The organism is Butyricimonas muris (assembly GCF_046365375.1).
GTDB classification, from domain to species: Bacteria; Bacteroidota; Bacteroidia; order Bacteroidales; family Marinifilaceae; genus Butyricimonas; species Butyricimonas muris.
The window spans coordinates 110,811-133,607 of the sequence record NZ_JBKEIT010000007.1; the positions used below are offsets into that span (position 1 = coordinate 110,811).

Here is a 22,797-nt window from a genome sequence, read left to right on the forward strand (position 1 = left end):
TGTATTAAAATCCCAAGTTTAATCCAAAAGTGACAGATCTTGTCAAAGGATAAGTTGTCGTTGGGGTTTCCGGGTCTATTCCCGAGTAATTCGTGAACGTGAAGAAATTATTCAAGGTTAAGGCAAAACTCAATGACGAGATCCTTAATTTTCTTGTCACGTTCTCAGGTAAAGTGTATCCTAGCGTGATGTCTCGAATTCGGGCAAATGCCACGTTTTCAAGATAAACTCCCCGGGTGACTTCCGTGTCGGTTACGTTATAATAATTCAGATTTAACGGTTCACCGTGATAGTCAATAATCCGGGGGTATTTTACTCCTGTCCTGTTAGTTTTGGTCCAGCGGTTCGTGGCATCTTTTTTCACGTTAAGATGATTTCGGTATAAATCGTTGTAATATGTTTGTTGCGATTCTCCGCTGCCCGTTAATGCTTGGTAGCTTGCCGGGGATTTCAAGTCTTCCCGGATTTTGGCGTCAAGCACGAAAGTTCCACCGATACTTAATGACAGGTTTTTGTATGCACATCGCAGGTTAAATCCTCCTGTGTAAGGAGCATTTTTTGTTCCGGCGTAAAAAAGGTAATTATCCGCATCATGTAAATCGGAGCCTTTATTGATAATGGCATCCGGACGTAATTTGAAGATGTACAATCCGGTTTCAGGATCAATCTCTTCCACTTTGCCCACGAAAATAGAATTGAGCGGGAAACCTTCACACAGATTCCCGTCCACGTATCCGTTCGGGGATTTGTAGTCAAGTACCTTATTCCGGTTCCAAGCGATGTTTCCGGAGAGGCGTACTTTTACGTCTTTTGTATCCATGATTAAAAAATTCAATGTGGCTTCAAGACCTTTATTTTCGATCACGGATGTATTATATCCTTGTTGCGTGAAACCTGTTGAACTTAATACCCGCACGGCTGTCACGACATCTTTACTCTTTCGGTAATATCCTTCCACGAGACCGGTGATCCGATCATCCAGTAAACCGAAATCAAGGGCTGCTTTTATGTCCCGTGTCTTTTCCCAGCGTAGATTAGGGTTCGGGGCGTTGGCAACTCTTCCCATGCGTAACATTTCATTTCCATACTTGCGGTATTCCTTGTCATAAGACATAATCAAACGGGGACTGTAAGTTTTGCTGATATTTCCGGTATACCCCCCCGCTACACGGAGAGTCATTCGGCTCACGATAGGTCTTAAGGATTGCATGAAATTCTCTTCTCCCAAGTGCCATGCAAACCCCAGTGACCACGTGGGATTGAATTGCTGGTCGTTACCGAAATTGTTTGACCCGTCCGTGCGGAACGAGAAACTGGTCACGTACTTCTGCTTGAAATTATAGTCCAGAGAAGCGAAGAATGAGGCGAAACGATTTTCCTCCTCCGTCTGTCCGGATAAACCGTCCACGATCTGGGCGAATATTTCCATCTGGGAATAGTCAATTTTGTCGCCTGTTACCGGTTTTGATGGTAACGGGATAGAAGAATTTCCTGTTACAGGATCGTAACCGTAGCGTTTTTCAAAGATACTTTTCGCCAAATCTCCACGTATCTCTGCACCTCCGAACGCCACCAGTTGGTGGTTTATGCCCAAGCGGGCAGTGTAACTCAAGTATCCCCGGGCGGAATAATTCGTGTTATTGGCGGATGTTTGATAAATTGATCCGTATGTTTTGTCTTTCTTGCTTTGATCAAAGGACAAACGGTCGTTATAGGCAGCGTATGTATCAGGACCGTTTATGTTGTCGGTCTTGTAGTTCGCGAAACCGTATGAAAACAAACCGTTAAATTTTAATCCCTCGATAATCGTGTATTCCAAGTTGAAACGAACCGTTGTGGCAAAATTATTCGCTTCACTGGAAGTTTCATTTAATTCTCTTAAAACGTTCAACCCGTTAGGTGGTAAGTTATTCCAATCCCTGCCGTTTATTTTGGACAAATTGCCATAAGTGAAATCAGCCCGATAACTGCCGTCCTCGTTATAAGGAGATTCATAAGGATTTGCGAAGTATGCATACCGGAAAAGATCCACTGTCCCGGAATATCCTTTGTATTTTTGTTGTGATAGATCGAGTCCGATTTCCATCTTTAAACGCTCACTGGGAGTAAGTGAAAGTTTGGTGTTTAACGTGTATCGGTCATAACCGGTTTTCTTAACCAAACCGTTATCTTTCGTGTATCCGAGGGAGGCGTAATACGCGACTTTGGGTGCACCCCCGGAGAGGGAAAGGTGGTGGCTTGTAGACACAGAATTCCTGAATAGTTCGTTGAACCAGTCCGTTGAATGTTTTCCCAGTTCTGCAATGTAAGCATCTTGTTCTTCTTTTGACATGGGTTCAAAGCCTTCTTCGTCCCAATACTTGTTATTTTTGCCTAATTTGCCGGCTCTTAACATCCCCACAATCCCGACAACAGGATATCTTTGTTCACCGGAATTGAAACGCTCTGCGGCAAATTCATCCCACAATTCTTGTTCCCATGCCAGTTTCTCGGGAGCATTCATTAAGTTGGGGTCATGTTGCGGTTTCAAACCCACGGAGATATTGGCGGCGTAATTTACTTGCATTTTCCCGATTTTCCCTTTCTTGGTTGTCACCACGATAACTCCTCCGGCTGCTCTTGAACCGTAAATTGCGGTAGCGGAAGCATCTTTCAGAATCGTGATGTTTTCAATATCATTCGGGTTTACTCCTCCGATACCATTCACGAAAATATCATTAAAATCTCCCGTTTTGATTTGGCTGGTTTTGTTTGTCGGGAAATTCCATTGCATCGGAACCCCGTCAATCACCCATAAAGGTTCTGCATCACCGCTTAACGTGTTTGTTCCTCGAATCCGAATTCGTGAAGTTTCTCCCGGGCGTCCGGATATAGCCATTACGCTGACTCCGGCTACTTGACCTTGTAGTAGATTATCAATACTTGGGTTTGCTTTATTGGCAAATACTTCCATCGGGACTACTGCGACGGATCCCGTGGCCTGTCGTTTCGTTGTTACTTGAAACCCGGTTACAACAATTTCATCCAGTTCGTCGGATTTTGTTTTCATCGTGATGTTTAATTCTTGGGAATCTTTAGGAATATCCATTTCAAGAGTTTCCATCCCGATAAATGAGAATAATAACTGAGTTACTCCTCCCGGGACATTTATAGAAAACCGTCCGTCAATATCCGTGGCATTCCCCACTGTAGTACCCTTGATTAAAACGGTCACTCCCGGCAGGGGTTCCCCTTTCTCGTCTCGAACCACTCCGCTGATTTTACGGGATACTTGTTTTTGAACTGTTTTCTCGGTGATGACAATAATCTTCTCGTGAATTTCATATTGTAAATTTGTCCCTTTGAGTACACGTGTCATCACGGTATCAATCGGGGTGTCTTTCACGTCCAGCGTGATGTCGTTCACCTCGCTGATGATTTTTTCATTGTAAATGAAATTAATACCGGATTGTTTTTGTATCTCCTCCAAAACTGTGACCAGCTTCACATGCCTCACGTTTAGTGTGATTTTTTGCGCCTGAGCCGTTACCGTAGAGGGTAGAGAAGTTAATCCCAGTGTCACCGACACCAGAAAAAACAGACTTACCAATTTGTTCATTTCTTTGTCAATAAAGGTTTAGTAATGTTTGTATTCTTCTTTTTCTTCTTTTTGCGTTAGACATTTTTTCCTCACGGATTTAGTCTGCAACCGACCTATCCTTTCCTTCTTATATGTACAACTTGATCAAGCAATTCAAATTTCACGGGAATGGTCATCTCCAGTACATCCAACAAAGTTTGTAACGGTTTGTTACGATAGATATCACCCGTGTAATATTCTTCCCGGTACCCCGCGTCATAAATGACTTTCACGTTATAGTAACGTTCTACTTGTTTCAGAATTTCCGACAGGGGAGCGTTTCTGAAACAGAACATATCATCGATCCATGCGGTATAGGCTTTTAGTTCTGTATTCGTGATTCGGATTTTACCGATCGTGTCGATCATTGCCACTTGTCCCGGTACCAGTCGACAAGGTTCTCCTGTCATTCCGGAGACTTCTACCGCACCTTCCACCAAAGCTGCCGAAACATAGCCGGCATCGGCGAAGGTATTCACGTTAAACTTCGTGCCTAGTACACGCACTTTCAGTCGGTCGGTATTTACGGTGAAGGGTGCCTGCCCGTTCTTTTTCACGTCAAAAAAAGCTTCTCCCTCTAAACGCACCTCCCGCGTGTTACCGGTGAAAGCAACCGGGTACGTGATTTTACTGTCGGCATTCAGCCATACCCGTGTGCCGTCACTCAATACAAGGTGAAAGGAGGTTCCCCTGGGAACGATCAATGTATTGAACTTGACTTCACGTGACGTGTCGGATGGGGTATAAATGAGTGTATTTTGCTGTATATTGGCGATGGCTGTTCCCATCTCGACGGTGTCGGGGTGACAGGGTGTCGAGAGGTCAACTTGACGTCCGTCCGACAACACGAGGCTCACCCCCGCGGGGAGTGGTTTCATGGACGAAATCATGACCGGTTCCGTCTTGTTCATCATGTATAATGATAAACCTCCCACCAGAAGGATGGCTGCTGCCGCACTCCAACGCCAAACAATGGAACGTGTAGTACGTTTACGGCCTTTGTGAAAGCGGGATAATTGATATTCTACGTCTGTTTTAGAGTAATAATCGTTGAGTTCTGCCAGATCGATATAATCGGTTGAATGGTAAAGTTCACGATTTTCCTCGCTCTCCCGTAGCCAAGCGTCCAACTTTTCCTCTTCTTGTTTGTCGGTTTGAGTAAGTCGTCGTTTGATAGCCAAGCGGCACATTTTGATATATTTTTCCAGTTTCTCCATAGGTCTTTTTTCATGGGGAGGTTAATCTGATGCTCCCGTTTGACTATAGAACAACTAAATTTTGGAAGGGTATGAGTTTTTTTTGAAATATTTTTTCAATAGTTATTGTTTCGTGATGAATTGATTGCCAGTATTGCTGTTGATGTGAAAATATAGAATTTGGTGTAATGGATTGATTTTTATTGGTTTCTGTCCTATGTCCTATGGTTGGAAAACATTGATTTGATGAGGTGAGAACCTATATTATTTCTAAATAAATTCTGTATGAATTTCATATGAATTCCGCTTTACTTCCGTGTAAAACGCTATTAGAACCCTATTAAAGCGCTATTAAAACCCTATACTATAATAGCGTTTTAATAGCTCATTAAAAGGGTATAAATAACTTTTCAAGTACTACTGCACCGGAATTGATACGAGATTCATCATTGATTCATGTATTTCTTCAACATGTATTCGGTATGATTATATTTTGGAAACGACTTAAAACCAGAGGGATATGTTGATTGTTCTTGGTCGGTTTGTTCGTGATTAGTGCAGGGACGTGAGGAAAAGACAGAATATGATTTTGGATAAACTTTCTCGTAGTTGTCTGTAAGCAACCATTTTGTGGGATTTTACAGTCACGATGCTAATCTCCATAAGTTCCGCTATCTCTTGGTTCTTTTTCCCTTCCAAGTGGTAACGGATCACTTCTTTGCATTGCGGGGTAAGCGTGTCTATGGCCTTGTAAAGTAAATGGCGGGTTTCTTCATCCCACACGGATTTCACGAGAAAACTTTCACTCTCCATTTCCCTGCGCATTCGTTCATTGTATTTTTCCTGTATTTTTAAATGTTTCAGGTCATTCAAAATACGGTTGCGTATCATGCGATACATGTAAGCGGAAAGTGCCGGTTCCGATTCGAAAGTTAGGTCTGCCGTTTCCCACATCTGCACGAATGTATCTTGTACCACGTCTTCTCCTTGCTGAGTATCAACGAGAAAACGAGAGGTGAAAGCCACGAATTTGTTGAAATTACTTCTAAAATATTCGTCGAATATAATACTTTCCCCGTTCGTAAAATGTATATGTTTACTTCCCCTCGGCATAAAGCATCCTTATAATTATAGAGGATTTATAAGTATCAATAGTACCGTATATGAGCGGTATAGCTTGTTGATTGAAGCTTATTAATCCAACGTTTATTAAATGCAAAATTAATCAAAATCTATCAAAGAGAAAATGATATTGTTGATTCTTTCATTTTCATGGAAATCAATAGATTAACAATATTACCTTTTCAGAGGTAAAATCTTTCGATTGCCGTAAAATCCACTATCATTAAACGTTCGTTTATTGCTACCTCTCTTTGTCTATCTGGATCAGGATTATACGGGGATAATTCTGTTGCTATTCGGAATAGGTAAAGTTACGCTTAAGGTTCCTAAATAGTGGTGGTTGATAACCCGTAAATATCGGTATTAAGAATAAAACGAGCCAGCCGGAGTTTTGTCACTTGGCTGGCTCGTCGCGGGTGGTTAGTTCCGCGTGTTGCTTGTTTATTTCTCGTTTATAGCGTCTAACTTTTGTTTTACTTGGGCTTGCAGGTTGGGGTTTCCCGATTGCATGGACAGCATGTAGGCTTGTGTGTAAGCCTCTTTTGCTTTGGTGATTTCCTTTAAAGTGACGAGGCAGTCGCCGCTTGTCAGGTAGTACCAGAATAGATTTTGAGGTTGAAGCTGTTCTCCGGCTTTTTGACCGAGAGTCAAGTAAGCGTTCAGCCATTTCAGTACGGTACGGGCAGCGTCGTCGCTCAAATCCCCTTTGGTTGCCGCTAATAAATCGGATATGAAACTTTGGTATTCCTGCAACATGACGTTGTCTCCCGTTCGCGTGAGATAGTTGTCAATGAGTTGGACATAGGTTGCTTGATCCTTGTGACCGTAAAGTGCGTTGTAGGCATCGCCTAAAATTGTCAGGAATTCAACGGGGGAATACGTGCTGTGACGTAACGAATCGAAGATGACTTTCATGTCCCCGTCCGCGCGTGCGATCTCTTTCTTGTAATCGAGGTCGTTTTCCTTGGCCAGTTTGTTGATCAGGCTCATGGTGTAGCTGAACATCGGGTTGGCTACACGGCGGAAGGGCATGATTTTCAAGTAGTCGTTCAGGTGACTGATGACAAATTCCACGTGCTCGTTGTTTTTCTCCATTTCGGAATATCCCATGATGATGGTGAAATCGGTGGGATTCAAGAGGTCTTCTCGGGGTTTGGTTTGCATGTATTGTTCGAATACTTTCTTGACTCGGGCTTCCCAACCTTGTCCCCGGCGTTCCTGTATGATATAAGGCGCTTCATGCAGGATTTGCTGCATGACGTTCACGTCGTTTTTGTTTTTCTTGTGCATGTTCCACAATTCGTCGAAAGCGGGGAGTTCTCCCGTGGCTTCCTTGGCTTTTTGCAGCAAGCGGGTTTTGGAGGCGGCTCCCGTTACCCGGGTGACGGCTTTCCCGTTGTTGTCCATGAACACGAGGGTGGGCATGGCTTGAATCCGGTATTTGCGGGCAAGGTCTTTTTCCTTATCCACGTCGATTTGCACGCACACGAAACGGGCGTTGAAGTAGTCGCCGATTTCTTTGTCCGGGAATACTTTGGTGGCGAGTGTCTTGCACGGGCCGCACCACGTTGCCATGAAGTCCACGAACACGAGTTTATTTTCACTTTTGGCTTTTTTCAAGGCGTCTTGCAAGTTGCCGTTGAAAAAGTTGATGCCTTCTGCCCGGGAGGTTAATGTCCCGAGGCAACAAAGGATTAGGATTAAAAACTTTTTTACTAGCATGATTTTTTATTTGATTTATTCTACGATGATGACAGTTATCGCGTTTTCTACAACTTGGCTGTATCCCGGGTTTGTCAGGCGCACGGATATGGTGTAGGCTCCCGGTTGCGCGTTGTTTTCCAAGGGATATTCCAAGATTCCGCCGCCCCGGATGGATATTTCGTCACGGAATGTTTTAATGGCTTCCGTGCCGAGGGTGGAGGTGACGGATTCTATGGTGAAATAGATTTCCTCCGTTCCCTCGTATCCTTGCATGGCAATGCTTACCCACGGGGCTTTGTTCTGTATTCTCAAGGCATCGGTCACGGGATCGGGTGTTTTGTAAACGTACATGGTGTCCGGGACGTAGGCGGCGTTTTTCGTGATGAGGTATCCTTCCGTTTTCTCGTGGCAGGATAGGGCTATCGTTAATAGTATTCCGGCGAATAGTATTATTTTTTTCATAGTATTGTTTTTTGTCATGTTTTATTCTTCTTCTCCTATCGTGAATCTGTAATCCAAGGCGTGAACCAGACAGTTATCCGGTTCGATGTCCCCGGAAACAACTTGCAGCAGCCGTCCGGATTCCTCGAAGCGGATGTAGATGGGACGGGAGGCGTGTTGTACCACTCCGTTTTTTTCTTCTACCACGACGTAAGTCCAGATTTTGGTTCCGGCTAGCGTGGTGAGGGTTGTTCCTCCGGTACCGACGGTTTCATACAAGCCCGGTTCACCCGCGGGGATTTCTTTACGGTAGAGTTTACCGTCGATCAAGTGCTTCAAGAGGATGGTGCGGCACCACTCGGCATCCAGATCGCTGACTTGTTTCAGGTTGTGTTGCAGTAGATAACGGCGGATGGAATGGTTGGTCATCCCGAAGAAAGTGAATTCTTTGTGCCGCTCGTCTTTACCCTCGAATAATTTGACCATGTCGTCGCCGGCGTGGTGGATCATTACCCGCGTGGAATCCCAGTCGTAAGGGTGTGCCTGCATGTATTCCAGCATGTTTTTGCCTTCATGCCGACCGTCGCTGATTCCGGAGTAGTAGAAGTTGTCTTTCGTGCAGGAGGTTGCTCCCGCGAATATTATTAATACTATTAATATATTGAGTTTCATGCTTGTAAGATTATTGGTTATATCTGTTCCAAAATAGATTCTGTCTCATCAGGTCGTTGTTCGTGAAGAAGTTGGAGGATACTTCCGAGAATAAAGCCCCGTCCTCGATGTCTTTGTCCGTCAAGTACGAGAAGGCGGCGGGCAGTTCTTTCCGGATGTAGTCGTAACTGTCTTTATCGTGCAAGAAGCAGTAGCCGTTGCGCACGATATCGTAGAAGCGATGGTTCTCTTGGAATAGTTCTTTTTCTCTTTCCCGGAAGATGGCTAACTGAATGTTGTTTGCCAATCCTTTTTCCACGTCTTCGGCACAGGGATAGGCGTATTCGCTCTCTTTGGCCGCATCGACGATTCCTCCGGAGGCGGTCATGTTACCGTATGCCCGGCGACGGATCAGGTTGAGGTCGTCCACGGCGTCGGGTTTGTTTTGGCGGGCGCGACATTCCGCACGCAACAGGTAGATTCCTCCAAGGCGCCAGACGATTTCGTTTTGATTCAGACCGCGATATTGCGGTTCGGGGGTGTTGTCGGTGACATGGAAGTAGGGATACCTGAATTTATAGATGAAGGCTTGTTTAATCGTTTTGTTATCGTAGCTCTTCACGATGTTGTCGCCATCCTTGCGCGAGGTATCTGCCACGATGTTGCCGTTTACATTTTTCAGGTAGAGGAAGTCGGCATCCAAACCGTAGAAGTAGGCTTCACGGCGTTGGTCGTTCCGGGAATACATGTTGTTCACGGTTGTTTTGTGGATTTTACACCCGTAACTGTATCCCCCGACGGGGGCATAGCCGGAGGAGGTAATGATGGGGAAGCCGACGAAGTTGTTTGTTAAGTATCTGCTTTCCTGTGCGTTGTTTTCGAGTTCCCAGATGTTTTCGCGGTTATTGCCTTTCATGACGTCCAGCACGACTGATTCGGGGTTGATGGCCAACTGGTAGGAACCTACTTTTTGGTCGATAATCATCGTGCAGTATTCTTCCGCTTTAGCCCAGTATTCGGGTTCGTTTGCCACGCCGGCTCTCCAAGCGTACAGGTGAGCTAACAAGGCTGCCGCGGCTCCTTTGCTCCCGTAGTTTTTGATGATCGGGCCATCCAGACCTGCCAGTTCATCGTACACGGGAAGGTCCATCGCTTTCAGAGCCCATTTTTCAGCTTCGTCAAGGAGTTCTTTTTGGGAACTTTTAGCGAGAGGGGTGAAGTCCGTGGTTGAGCGGAGAATAACCATTTCCCCGTAATCCCGTGCCAGTCGCCAATACCCGACGGCGTTAGCGAAGTAGGCTTGTAACAGGTAGGGTTTCAGTTCTTCTTCCGGGATTTGGAAACGGTGAGCGTTTTCAATGATCAGGCTTGCTTGATAGATCAACCGATAGACGGAGCTTCCGTCAGCCGTGAGTCCCGTTGCCATGTTGCGCATGGATTGGTAGCGGCTATCTTCGTCGATAATCAAGCCCAGACCTAACCTGTTGGATTCTCCGTTGCGCAGGCGAAGCAGCAGTTCGGTCAACAGGGCTTCGGCGTCTTGGCGTGTCTGGAAGTAGTTGGTATATGTGGTCGCGTTTTCCGGTTGAACGTCGATTAAGTCCGTGCAACTGTTGAGCCCCAACACGATGGCTAATATAATACAGAATTGTTTCATCATCAGATTAAAAATTAAGGGTTAAACCTAATGTCCATTTTCGCGGCAGAGGGTATGATTTGCCGTCGTCCAATCCCGTGTAAACGTCGATGGTTTCCGGGTTGCCGTATGAATAGTTGCTCCAGCAGAATAGATTTTCCACGGTCATGAAGAAGCGCATACCGGAGAGTCCGGCTTTGCGTATCCAGTTGTCTTCGAAATTGTAACCCACGGTTAATTGACGCATACTTAGGGAGTGTACTTTTTCGATGTTGCTATCCAGCATGGGCTCTATTATTTTGCCGTATTTCGGGAAATCCGCCTTGTCCCCGGGAGCAGTCCAAAAGGTCACGTCCCGACTGTCGAAGAAGGCTTGCGGGATATTGGCGTAGAGTTGGTTGCCTGCGGTGCGAATGACTTTTCTGCCTAACGTGAAGCTGAATAACATGTTGATGTCGAAGTTTTTCCATTTAAGTTCGTTTACCCAGCCCCCGTAAGCGATAGGGAGGGGTGAGCCTGCGTTGTATTTGTCAGCCGAGCCGTCATGATCGAAGTCCGCTAGGTTGTAGTCCCCGACTTTGCCGCTTGTCTTGCTGCGATTGGTGACTCCGCCGATGTAGGTGGCGTCTCCGTTTATCTTGTAGTAGACGGGTACTTCATCATCCGAGTTATAGAAGCCGTTGTGTTTGTACACCATCATCCCGAATAGCGGACGACCGATGACAAACCAGTCTTGTTGGTTGTTGCGCAGGATGGAGATGTCTTTGTCGCTGTAAGAGTCTTCCAAGCGGTTCCATACTTTAGCCACGTTGAATCTCGTGCGCCATGTTACGGCTCGATCGCGCAGGATGTCTGCCAGTATTTCAAGTTCGATACCTTCGTTGGAAACGGCAATAGCATTTTCTTTGCGGGAGCTCACGGGAAGGAATCCCCCGGGTAACCCGACGTTCATGATTAATGAACTGGTATATTTGTAGTAATAGTCCAGTTTCAGGTTGACGCGGTAGTTGAACATATCGAGGTCTAATCCCAAGTCGTATTGTTCGGTTTTTTCCCAAGTCAAATCCGGTGCCACAGGTGTACCCGTGTAGACGCCCGTGCGGAACTGGAAGGAGGTCATGTTGGCTCTCATCAAGCCGTGGGCGAGGTATGCATCCGAGAATATTTGTCCGGAGGTTCCGTAACTTCCCCGAAGTTTTCCCCAGTTTAACCAATTGCCTGTCCAGCGTTTTATAAATGGTTCCTCCGAGAAGCTCCATCCCAAGGCAATGGAGGGAAAGTTTGCCCAACGATTGCCTTCACCGAATGTGGATGAGCCGTCGCGGCGGAAGGTAAATTCCATCAAGTAGCGCTGTTTGAAGTTGTAGCCGATACGCCCGAAGTAGCTGACCATTACTTTTTCTTCGAAGTCGGATTCATAACTGGTAGTTGATTCCCATCTCGGACTTTGTTCTGTCCCGTAATTGTAAATCGGGGAGTTGATCGAGGGGTCGTAGTAGTTGACGTTGTCGCTGCTGCCGCGTTTCCCGTATCCCCCGATGTAATGGTTTTGTTCTTTATTGATGTTTAAACCGAGCATGATGTCAATGTTGTGGATTTCGTTGAAGCTGCGGTTGTATTTGAACAGTTCTTCCGTGGAGATCATTAAGTTACGCATGATATCTCCTTGAGATTTGTTTTCGTGATAGGATTCGTCCAGAGTGCTGGGCGTAAATTTGTTCATGTTGTTTTGGGAGTAGTCTATACTACCGGACGCGGAGAGGCTGAATCCTTTGAGGAATTTGTATTCAAGGAAAAGGCTGGCCATAGCCCGGTAGTCGTCAGTTCTGTCCTTGATGCCCTTGGTCGCGTCCAGCCATTCACTGACGATTTCGTCGCTGGCTCCTTCATAAGTTTTCATTTGTTCGGGGACGACGCTCATTTTCTCGTAGCGGCTGCTTCCGCTGCCCGATTTGTTCATGGTTCTGTCGACGTATGCCAGATAGATACGAGAGTCTAAACGCAGGCTTTGAGTGAGTTGAGCGGTCGTGTTGGATATGAGGTTGCCCCGGGTATAACCGCTATTGACCATGATACCTTTCTCGTCATAGATCCCGGCTCCGATCATGTACTGGAATTTGTCGGAACCGCCCGAAGCCTGAATGTTGGCATTCAGGACTTTTCCCGTGCGGAAGGCGTATTTCCACCAGTTGGTGCAATTGTTGTAGTAAGGGTCCAAGCTGTCCTGCAGGTTCATTTCTACCCGAACGTTTGACGTCTGTCCGTTTTGCCAAAAAGCGTCGTACACGCCGGCTTTATTCCAGATTTCCTCGTAGGAGGTAGGCCAGTAGAAGCCTCTGTTTACCCCGAATACCATGTAATAGTTTGTTTGGTTTCTTCGGTTTAAAAGTTGCAGGTAACGATCCATGCGTCCCCCGGTTTGCACGGGGTATTCCATGACTTTAGACCAAGTGTAGGATATGTTGGCAGCGAATTTTGCCGCCCCGGCTTTTCCTTTTTTAGTGGTTACCAGAATGACCCCGTTGCCCGCACGGGAACCGTAGATAGAGGCTGCAGCCGCGTCTTTCAATACTTCGACGGATTCGATCATGCTCGGGTCGAGGTCTGCCAGTGTATTGGTTCCTGTTACCGGAGAAACGAACGAGTGCATGGGTACTCCATCAACTACCCAAAGCGGTTGCCCGTCGCTGGCTCCGTCCACGAGCAGGGAGTTGAAGCCTCGCACGGCGATAACCGAGGCACTGCCGGGGGCTCCCGATTGCTGGATAATGTTGACTCCTGCCAGACGTCCCTGCAACATGTTCGTGATGCTTGCAGACGGAAGTTCTTTCATTTCATCCGCTTTCACGGAAGATATGGCCGAGATCATTTCCCGTTTGTTTTGGGAACCGTAGGCCCGCACGACAACTTCGTCCAGATCGGCAACGTCTTCCTCGAGTTTGACGCGTATCGTGTCTGTCTTTTCGGTAAAAGGCACGGATTGTTTCCGGTATCCCACGAACGAAAATTCCAGAGCTCCGCTTGTCATCGGCAAGGTGATCGAGAACCAACCGTTTACGTTCGTGGCGGTTCCCACGGTGGTTCCGGCGACTCTCACGGTTACTCCCGGAAGCGGAACGGCTTGGCCGTCTGTTACAAATCCTTTTATTGTCACGGATTTTTTTTCATCCGCGAGTTTTTGCTTGATGGCAATCACGTTATCTTGGAATGAAAATATTAATCCGGTTCCTTGCAGGCAATGTGCCAGCACGTCTTTTACCATCATTTGGCGAGCGTTCACGTTCACTTTGCCCGCGGCACGTATGTCTTCGCTCTTGTACACGAACATGTAGTCCGTCAACTCTTCGATTTGTTGAAATACTTCGCTCAGGGTTACGCCTGACATCTGTAAATCGATGCGTGTTTCCTGTCCGTGTGCTACCGCGCGGACGGAACACAAGCCCAAAAGTGTAAATAACGCTAATAATTTCATTTCTCTTAGCGTTTGTTGAATTTTTGGTTTTTGTTTCATAACTTTGTTCTACTATTTTAATTAACATTTCGTTAGTATCGTGGAGTTACTAACGTGTAAGGGGATGTGGGGACATCCCTTTACTTTTTATCTAACACGTAAATTGTTTTTCCGACATAAGTGAATCGTACACCGCAAGTTGCTTGAAGGTGTTTCAGTACACCCTCTATTTCTGCATAGCGATTAGAGTGCAAGTAAAAGCGAACATCTTTTAATGACGGATCCGAGTAGATTACCTCGAAATCATACCAGCGGGAGAGTTCTTTGAAAATGTCTTCCAGACGGGCATCACTGATGGCGATTCTTCCATTGTGCCAAGCGAGTACCGTGTGAACTTTCACTTTTTGAACCGACAATGAACCGCTTTCCGGGTTAAACACTGCTTGAAGGGAAGGTGTTAACACGAGGCTTGTGTCGATACCCGGATAGTGTTGTATGACCTTGCCTGTCACGAGTGTGGTAATTACGTTTTGATCGTCCTCGTAGGCACGTATATTGAAACTTGTACCTAGTACCTGTACGTTCATTTCTTTTGTCTGTACGATAAAAGGGATTTGTTCATCTCGTTCTACTTCAAAATAACCTTCTCCTTCCAGAAATACTTCCCGCATTTCGCCACTAAAAACTTCGGGATACCGTAACGAGCTTCCCGCGTTCAGCCACACTCGGCTACCGTCTGATAACATTACGTTAAATTCGCAACCATAAGGGACGGTCAATTTGTTGTAACGTATCTGTTTTTTGTCGTTATTTGTTTTGTTCGTGTACTCTAGTCGCCCGAAATCGGTCAGCCGGATATCTATTTCATCGGAACGCAGTGTTGTGGAATCACCAAGGGGAAGAATGATTTCTTCCCCGTTATTTAGGGTTAATACCGGCATTTGCCGGCTTGTCAAAGGTATTGTTACCGGACGACGGACTTCCTGTTTCGCTGTTGACCACCACCATGTGGTTATCCCGATGGCTATGAATACGATAGCTGCTGCCGCGTAGCGAACCTGTAATCTTTGTAATCTTCGGGAGCGGATTCGTTGCATGGTTCGTTTTTCCGCTTGCATGTCGTTTACCTGATCCCACCGTTCAGCCCATTCGACACGCCTGAATTTTCGGACTTCTTCCCGGAAGAGTAGTTGTGCTTCTTCGTCTTTTTTTAACCAATGATTGAATGCTTGCTGTTTTTCTTCATCCATGGTTCCGGTCAGGTAGTCATGTATTCGTGTACGTTTTTCTTCTATTGTCATCATAGCTTTGGTTTCTGTCTATAAGATAATAGTAGAAAAGTGAAAATGGGTGAATGTATTTCTTCGTTTTTTTTTTGAAAAAGTTATATCTTGCTTATAAACAGGATTGTCGGAATTGCATGAAAAGGAATATTGCCGGGTCGGGAAATTGCCGGCGAAGTTGTTGCAGTCCATGATTGAGAAGGGTTTTGACTGTATTGACGGAAACGTTTAAGGACTCCGCTGTTTCTTTGTATTTTTTCTTTTCCACGATAATGGAGAGAATAACGGCACGGGTTCTTTCAGGTAATTGGCGGATAGCTTCGCGGATAGCCTCGACGAGTTCGGGGGAGAACGTTATAGCTTCTTCCTCGGTGGCTTCGAACGAGAGAAGTTCGGCATAGGTGTATTCGCGGGTATTTCGAATTTTGTTTACACAGAGGTTGCGCACGGCCCGGAAGAGAAACGCGGCTAACGTGTCCGGGGTGACGCGGGTGTATGCATGGGTGTTGATGAAATGGTAAAAAACGTCTTGTACGATATCTTCTGAGAAAGTATCATCATTGAGTAGGGAGTTGGAAAATAGAATAAGAGGTCTATAATAACGCCGAAAGAGGAGACTTCCTCCTTTATTGACATTCTGTTTGAATGTATTGAGGATATCCGTGTCCGCGATTTGCATGTAGTTCCTTATTTTATTTTCCTCAAAGGTAGATAATAAAATTCAGAATATAAAATAAGGAAGAATTCAACCTTGCTGAATTCCTCCTTGTTTTAGTTGAGTTTCCTGTGCTCTATAGTTTGTATTGATACAATTGAGCCAAAATGTTGTGGTATTCTTTTTCCACGTCCAGATAGCTTTGTTGGCTGTCGTAGAAAGTGGTGAGTTCGACGAAATAGTCGATCACGGAGAGTTGTCCGGCGTTGAGGGCTTTGTTGAGCAGTTCCACGTTGCGCTGTTGTTCAAGGACTTTGGCGTAGTCTTCACGGGAGATCTGCAAGGCTTCTGCCTGATGGTAGAGTTGTTGCAGGCTGGTGCGAAGATTCAGCCGGTTGTCTTCGAGAGAGGCTGTGGCGAATTCTGCTTGGGCTTTGGCTTTTTTGACGGTGTTTTTGTTTTCGAAAAGGGGGATGGATACTCCCACGACGAAACCGTTGGACGCGACGTTACCTGATGAGGCGCTACGTTTGTAACCGACGTCGAATTTGGGCAAGGAGAGGGAGCGGTTGAGTTTCACTTCCCGTTTGGCAATCTCTTGCTCTTCGGCTAAGCCTTTCAAGTTCGGATCGGCGGCGATGAAATCGGCTTGCAATTGCTCGAAGTCGATTAAGCTTTCCCCTGTCGGGTATTCCGTGTTTTGGAACGGGATCGGGTTACCGCCGTTCAAGTTTTGCAGTTGTTCCAACGCGGCGTTCAGTGCGGCTTGATTCAAGCGGCTTTGGTTCTGGGCGTTGAGTAATTCCAATTGGATTTTATTTAATTCCAATTGGTTGGCGTCTCCTGATGCTAACCGTTTTTGATAGAGGGTAAACATGGACTCGGCATTACTTAATCGTTCGTCCAGCAGGACTTTTTGTTTGCGGAGATAAACGATCTCGATGCAGGTTTGTTTTGCCGTCAGAAGAAGTTGTTGACGGTAAGCCGCAAATTGAAGGTCGAATGTACCGGACTTTAACGCGGCGATTTTGTTCTTATTCGCATACGTGTTGGGAAAGTCCAACGATTGTTTTACCGTGAATGAATATTCCGAACCGGGGTTATTCCGATTGCCCCACATTTGTTCCCACTCGAATGTCGGGTTAGCCAGAAATTTGCCGGTTTGAGATTCCAGTTTTTGGGCGTCGGTCATCTTTACGTTGGCTTGCAACGATTTGTTGTTGTTCTCGACGCTTTTCAGAACCTCGTCAATGCTGCTTTGGGCCCTCGCGGAGAGGATGCCCAACAGCATGATGCTTAATATGTATAATTTATATGTATTCATATTGTTTGTTTCAAAGGTTACGCTTCCAAGTTTTCGATATTTTTTTGCTTGTGGTTAAGCAATATGTACATGATCGGAACCACGAAGCCGTTCAACAAGGTGGAGCTTAATAATCCTCCCAAGATAACTTGAGCCAGCGGGCTTTGGATTTCATTGCCCGGAAGGTCTCCCCCGACTGCAAGCGGAATCAATGCCAAGGCGGAGGTTAAGGCTGTCATCAGAATCGGGTTCAACCGATCGAGAGAGCCGTGAATAACACTCTCGTATAATGAAAAACCTTGTTCCCGCAGGTGGTTGTAGTGCGACACGAGCAGGATTCCGTTGCGGGTGGCAATACCGAATAACGAGATGAACCCGATAATAGCGGGAATGCTGATGATTCCCGAGGTGAACCAGATGCTGATGATTCCTCCGATGATAGCCAAGGGCAAGTTCAGCATGATGATTCCGGATAAGGGCATACTGTGAAATTCGTTGAACAATAACAGGAATATCAACATGATAGAGATCAATGAGGTAAGGAACAAGGTACGTGAAGCCGCTTGTTCACTCTCGAATTGACCGCCGTATTCCACGTGATAGCCTTCGGGCAGGGAGATTTGTTCGTCTACTGTTTTTTGGATATCTTTCACGACACCGTTCAAGTCACGTCCTGCCACGTTGGCGGATACGACTATTTTTCGTTGCACGTTTTCCCGGCTGATGGTGTTCGGTCCCACGGAAGGGAGTATTTCAGCCACGTAGTGGAGCGGTACTTTTTGTCCGTTGGCGTCAATCATCAAGTTACCGATTTCTTCCATGTTTACCCGGTTGTTGTCGTGTACTTTCACGGTGAGGTCGAATACCCGACCGCCCTCGTACACTTGGGATATGACTCTACCGGAGAGTGCCACGTTGATGAACTCGGAGAATTCGGGCAAGGTAATGCCGTATTTGGCGAGCATATCCCGTTTCGGTTTGATTTGTAGTTGCGGGCGCTCGATTTGTTGTTCCAGAGTCAGATCGGCGATGCCGTCGATGCCTTGAATGGCGTCTTTGATTTGCCCCCCGATGGTGTACAGTTTGTTCAAATCGTTACCGAATAGCTTAATGGCTATGTTTGCTTTCGTTCCGGACAACATGGCGTCGATACGGTGGGAGATCGGTTGCCCGATTTCAATGTTCATGCCTTGTAGTTTACCCAATTGCTCGCGCACGTCGGCAAGAAATTCTTCCCGGGAGCGTTTGTCAAGTTCGAAAGGAGCTTCGATTTCCGATACGTTGACTCCCAAGGCGTGTTCATCCAATTCGGCACGTCCGGTCTTGCGGGCAACAGTCTGTATTTCCGGGATACCCAGTAATATTTCTTCTGCCATCCGTCCCATCTTGTCGGATTCTTCCAGTGAGATACCCGGCATGGTGCTGGTATTGATGGTGAGCGACCCCTCGTTGAACGGGGGCAGGAAGCTACGTCCCAATCCGGTCATGATGATGATCGTGAAGATTAACAGGGCGGCACTGGTTCCGATAACCACTTTCTTGTGGCGGAGAGCCCATTCCAAGGCTTTTTTATACCATTTTTTCAGCGTGCGGGAAACAATGGGTTCCTTCTCGCTTTTTTTCAATGCTTTCGGGGTGGTGAGGATATAGCTGCATAATACCGGGGTTAAGGTCAAAGCTACTACCGTGGAAGCGAAAAGTGCCACGATGAAAGCGATTCCCAGCGGTATCAACATGCGTCCTTCCATGCCGGAAAGGAAGAACAGGGGCAAGAAGCAAGCCACGATGATTAGCGTGGAGTTCAGAATGGGCATACGTACTTCTTTGGATGCCTCGAACACGATTTTTAGGGAAGAAAGACGTTCGCCCATCGGTCTTTGTTGATTTTCCCGCAGTCGTTTATACACGTTTTCTACATCGACAATGGCATCATCGACCAAGGATCCGATGGCTATGGCGAGTCCTCCCAAACTCATCGTGTTGATGGTTAATCCCAAGGCGTGTAAGGTTAGAATTGCCACGAGTAATGACAAGGGCAATGCTACCAGCGATATAATGGTGGTACGTACGTTCATCAAGAAGAAGAAGAGTACGATAATCACGAAGATTGCCCCCTCGAATAGGGCTTTCTGTATGTTGGAGATTGAACTCTCGATAAAACGGGATTGACGGAAAATGTCGGAAGAGATTTGCACGTCCGAGGGCAATGTCTTTTGCAATTCCGAGATGGCGTTGTCCAGTTTGTCCGTTAATTCCAAGGTGTTGGAATTAGGTTGTTTAGTGATTGTGATTAACACGGCAGGATGTCCCTTTTCGGATGCCAGTCCCAGTTTGGGTTCTTTTTGCCCGATTTGTACCGTGGCGATGTCCGATAAAAGGACAGGTATATTGTCTACTGTTTTCACGACTCCTTTGCCGAGTTCCTCAACATTGTCAGTCGCGAGAATGCCTTGCACGATGTACTCGTTACCGTACTCGTAGAGGATACCTCCCGTGGAGTTCTGGTTCATGTTGTCCACCACGGCCAGTACTTCGTCCATGGTGATGCCGTAGTGTTTCATACGGGCAGGATCGAGAAGTATTTGGTACTCTTTGATATCGCCGCCGATAACGGTTACCTGTGCCACGCCCCCCGTGGAGAGCAGGCGGGGACGGATTGTCCAGTCGGCAATGGTACGCAAGTCCTGTAAAGAGGTCGTGTCGGAGGTCAATCCGAAAATCATCATTTCTCCCAAGATGGAGGATTGCGGACCGAGAGTGGGACTTCCCACGTTACCCGGAAGGGCATCTCCGAGGGTAGATAGTTTTTCGGAAACAATTTGTCGTGCAGTGTATATATTGGTGCCCCAGTCGAATTGCACCCACACGACGGAGAATCCTGTCGTGGAGGATGATCTCACGCTGCGCACGTCGGTTGCTCCGTTTACCGCTGTTTCGATGGGGAAGGTTACCATCCGTTCTACTTCTTCGGGTGCCATACCCTGTGCCTCGGTCATGACTACCACTGTCGGGGCATTCAAGTCCGGAAATACGTCCACTTCCATTTTGTGCGCCGTGTAAGAACCCCACAAAAGCAGGACAATCGACGCGATCATTACCACCAGTCGGTTGTGTAATGAATATTGTATGATCTTATTTAACATCCGAAATTAATTTATGATTTTAAATTTTAGATTTAAGAATTTCCCTCTCTAACTCCTCTTGTAGACAATTGATAACGCTGTATATCTTTTCATTTTCAATTTTCAATTCTCCATTTTCAATTGATTAATGTTCATGGCTATGTCCATGAGGTATTGCACCTGACGCGGAGGCCATTTTTACTTGGTAGGCTCCTTGAGTTACGACACGGTCGCCGGGGTGCAGTCCTTTCAGTACCTGTACTTCTTTGCCATTGTTGGCGCCAAGGGTAACCTCTTGTTTGCGGTAGCCTTCGTCGTCGATTTGCACGTAGACGTAGAAGAAGCCCATTTCATTTGTCAGTGCGGAAACGGGGATACTCAAGGTATTTTCTATCGGGGATGAAATAAGATATACTTCAACAAATGAGCCGGGGATGACTTCTCCCTTGTTGTCAAATTCGAATGACACGGGTACGAAGAATGAGTTGTTGTCGGAAGTCTTTCCGAAAGAGAGCAGGCGTCCGTTCAGGTCTGCCAGTTCGTACACGTGGTTGTCATACGGGGTTTTGAAGTTGGCGCTATTGATGCTCTTCAGTGCGTTGTAGTATCTTTGGGATACCTCGGCACGGAGTACTAACCGTTGGTTTTGTGAAACGGTTGCCAGTGCCTGTCCGGCTGTGATGTATTCTCCTTCTTTTACCAGTATGTTTTTGATATGCCCGTTGAGCGGGGCGTTTACACTTACACCTTTCTCTGTTTTGGCTCCCGATACGGCCTCGTATGCTGTTCTGGCGTTCTCGTATTCCAAACGGGCGGCTTCGAATTCTTTTTGAGAGATGATTTTATCTTTCACGAGCGATTCAGCCCTGTCGTAATTGGCTTTTGCCGTTTCGTAGGTGGCTTTTACTTTCGTGTAATAATCTCCTTCTGCCATGTTCTTGGACGATATTTGGAATAGGGATTGCCCTTTTTTGACGGCGGTACCTTCACTCAATTTGTTGGAGGTAAAGGATACTATACCGTTGCTGGTGGCAACGACAACTGCTTCGTCGCCGGGGGCTGCCATTATTTGTCCGGAGGTTTTTACCACTTGATTGAAACTGCCGGGCTGTATCTCTTGTACTTCGAAATTTGTTTTAGCGGCTTGCTCTTTGGAAAAGATTATCTCGTCGCTGTGTTTTGCTTCTTCTGCCTCGTGGCTGTGTGCGGCGTGTTCTTCCGCGGTTTCGTGGTCGTGACTGTGATCGTGTTTCGGATCATGATCGTGATCTTTGTCATGGTTGTGGTCATGAGCATGGTCGTGTCCTGCATGGGTTTCCGTTTCGGAATGTTTGTGTTTGTCTTGTGATGAGTTACTCTTGCATCCGACAAGTGAGATTGCTAATATTGTAATAGCATAAAAAAATGTTCTCATATGAATAAGTTATTTGTTATGAGTATATAAATCGAATAAATGTAGGTAATGTATTTTACCGGATCGCGGTGAATACAAAGAATGAAATCCGGAACGATTTCTTTAAGCTAATACGGTAGGTGGTGCACGTCCGGCAGAAGTCATGCTCCACGTGATGGCGTGGAGTCGTTCCCGATAGAATGTGGGCGGTGTTATTCGCGTGTCTTCCGGGAATAAGAATAAATAGTTTTCTCCTGCAATGATAAATAACGGGAGAAGTAGATGCTCCGGAGTCAGTTCCGGACAACATGAACATTTATGATTATGTTCTTTTATTATATCTGTTTCAAAAAGTTGTTTTACTTCGCATTCTTTTTCACAAGAGTTGGAACCATGATTGTGTTGACAAGTATTCCCTTCTTGTTGTTCGATGCAATGTGTTGTGGTGAAACAGATGAGAGAGCCATGATGGTGGTGAGGTAAAACCGTTGTCACCAGCATCGTGATGCAGGCAACAAGAAGCGGTATAATTGCTAACTGGCGTTTCCTCATGGCGCATATTATTAACTATCTGCAAATTTAGGGTATAGAATGCAGATATGCAAATGTTTGCGTGAGGTTTAATAAATTATTAACAATTACTTGTTCATGATTTCGAATCCGCGAAGCATCAATTCAGCCGAGGCAGGATTGGTTGCCAATGGTACATTATGTACGTCGCAAACACGCATGAGCATTTGTACGTCCGGTTCATGAGGATGTTTGTCCAGTGGATCACGGAAGAAGAAGACCATTTGTACTTTATGTTCCGCGACCTGTGCCGCTATCTGTGCATCTCCCCCGATAGGGCCTGAAAGCAAACGTTCAACTTTTAATCCCGCGTCTTGAGCGTGTTTCCCGGTGGTTCCGGTTGCGATGATTTCAATGTTTGCCGAATGCATGAAATCATAATGCCTGTTTAGGAAAGCGACCATTTCTGCTTTTTTCCCGTCGTGTGCAATTACTGCTAGTTTCATAGTGTGATTTTTTTTACGTTACAGCAAATATATAATTAAGTCGGGCAAAAATGAAATGATTCGGGGGAAAGTTTATAGGGTTTATAAGGTTTGTAAAGTTTATAAGGTTTAAAAGTGACGGGAGTTCTTCGGGTATTATTAATCAGCAACTTTGCTGCTGTAGACGAAACATTTGCGGGTGTAATAGACTTTATGAACCTTATAA

The 22,797-nt window shown here is 46.0% G+C and carries 15 protein-coding genes; all 15 read right to left on the bottom strand.

Annotated features, from left to right (window positions below):
• Nucleotides 1-4: 4 nt before the first annotated feature.
• Nucleotides 5-3,598, bottom strand: a complete 3,594-nt coding sequence (locus ACK8P8_RS12890) for a SusC/RagA family TonB-linked outer membrane protein (RefSeq protein WP_369859669.1) — start codon at nucleotides 3,596-3,598, stop codon at nucleotides 5-7.
• A 95-nt stretch (nucleotides 3,599-3,693) separates the two neighbouring features.
• Nucleotides 3,694-4,836: a FecR family protein gene (locus ACK8P8_RS12895; protein WP_369859670.1), complete on the bottom strand. Its 1,143-nt coding sequence runs from the start codon at nucleotides 4,834-4,836 to the stop codon at nucleotides 3,694-3,696.
• 531 nt (nucleotides 4,837-5,367) lie between these two features.
• A complete protein-coding gene (locus tag ACK8P8_RS12900; RefSeq protein WP_303178476.1) occupies nucleotides 5,368-5,928 on the bottom strand; it encodes an RNA polymerase sigma-70 factor in 561 nt (186 codons plus the stop codon).
• Nucleotides 5,929-6,378: 450 nt separating this feature from the next.
• A complete protein-coding gene (locus tag ACK8P8_RS12905) occupies nucleotides 6,379-7,659 on the bottom strand; it encodes a thioredoxin family protein (RefSeq protein WP_227216914.1) in 1,281 nt (426 codons plus the stop codon).
• Between the two features lie 15 nt (nucleotides 7,660-7,674).
• Nucleotides 7,675-8,103 (bottom strand): hypothetical protein, encoded by a 429-nt coding sequence (locus ACK8P8_RS12910; RefSeq protein WP_099291837.1) that lies wholly within the window; start codon nucleotides 8,101-8,103, stop codon nucleotides 7,675-7,677.
• Between the two features lie 21 nt (nucleotides 8,104-8,124).
• Nucleotides 8,125-8,754, bottom strand: a complete 630-nt coding sequence (locus ACK8P8_RS12915) for a fasciclin domain-containing protein (RefSeq protein ID WP_099291084.1) — start codon at nucleotides 8,752-8,754, stop codon at nucleotides 8,125-8,127.
• A gap of 10 nt (nucleotides 8,755-8,764) precedes the next feature.
• Nucleotides 8,765-10,393 (bottom strand): RagB/SusD family nutrient uptake outer membrane protein, encoded by a 1,629-nt coding sequence (locus ACK8P8_RS12920; RefSeq protein ID WP_255469378.1) that lies wholly within the window; start codon nucleotides 10,391-10,393, stop codon nucleotides 8,765-8,767.
• A 4-nt stretch (nucleotides 10,394-10,397) separates the two neighbouring features.
• The gene (locus ACK8P8_RS12925; RefSeq protein ID WP_410025967.1) at nucleotides 10,398-13,880 is read right to left on the bottom strand and encodes a SusC/RagA family TonB-linked outer membrane protein; all 3,483 of its coding nucleotides are present in this window, start codon (nucleotides 13,878-13,880) and stop codon (nucleotides 10,398-10,400) included.
• An 80-nt stretch (nucleotides 13,881-13,960) separates the two neighbouring features.
• The gene (locus tag ACK8P8_RS12930; RefSeq protein ID WP_186974675.1) at nucleotides 13,961-15,124 is read right to left on the bottom strand and encodes a FecR family protein; all 1,164 of its coding nucleotides are present in this window, start codon (nucleotides 15,122-15,124) and stop codon (nucleotides 13,961-13,963) included.
• 91 nt (nucleotides 15,125-15,215) lie between these two features.
• Nucleotides 15,216-15,782, bottom strand: coding sequence for a sigma-70 family RNA polymerase sigma factor (locus ACK8P8_RS12935; RefSeq protein ID WP_186974674.1), 567 nt, complete (start codon nucleotides 15,780-15,782; stop codon nucleotides 15,216-15,218).
• Between the two features lie 112 nt (nucleotides 15,783-15,894).
• Nucleotides 15,895-17,082 carry a TolC family protein gene (locus ACK8P8_RS12940; protein WP_186974673.1) on the bottom strand — a complete coding sequence of 396 codons (1,188 nt, stop codon included), beginning with the start codon at nucleotides 17,080-17,082 and terminating at the stop codon, nucleotides 15,895-15,897.
• 17 nt (nucleotides 17,083-17,099) lie between these two features.
• Nucleotides 17,100-20,204, bottom strand: coding sequence for an efflux RND transporter permease subunit (locus ACK8P8_RS12945; protein ID WP_186974672.1), 3,105 nt, complete (start codon nucleotides 20,202-20,204; stop codon nucleotides 17,100-17,102).
• Between the two features lie 124 nt (nucleotides 20,205-20,328).
• Nucleotides 20,329-21,597 (bottom strand): efflux RND transporter periplasmic adaptor subunit, encoded by a 1,269-nt coding sequence (locus ACK8P8_RS12950; protein ID WP_186974671.1) that lies wholly within the window; start codon nucleotides 21,595-21,597, stop codon nucleotides 20,329-20,331.
• Nucleotides 21,598-21,699: 102 nt separating this feature from the next.
• Nucleotides 21,700-22,128, bottom strand: coding sequence for a DUF6769 family protein (locus ACK8P8_RS12955; RefSeq protein WP_369859675.1), 429 nt, complete (start codon nucleotides 22,126-22,128; stop codon nucleotides 21,700-21,702).
• An 86-nt stretch (nucleotides 22,129-22,214) separates the two neighbouring features.
• Nucleotides 22,215-22,592, bottom strand: coding sequence for a methylglyoxal synthase (locus ACK8P8_RS12960; protein WP_369859676.1), 378 nt, complete (start codon nucleotides 22,590-22,592; stop codon nucleotides 22,215-22,217).
• Nucleotides 22,593-22,797: the final 205 nt, after the last annotated feature.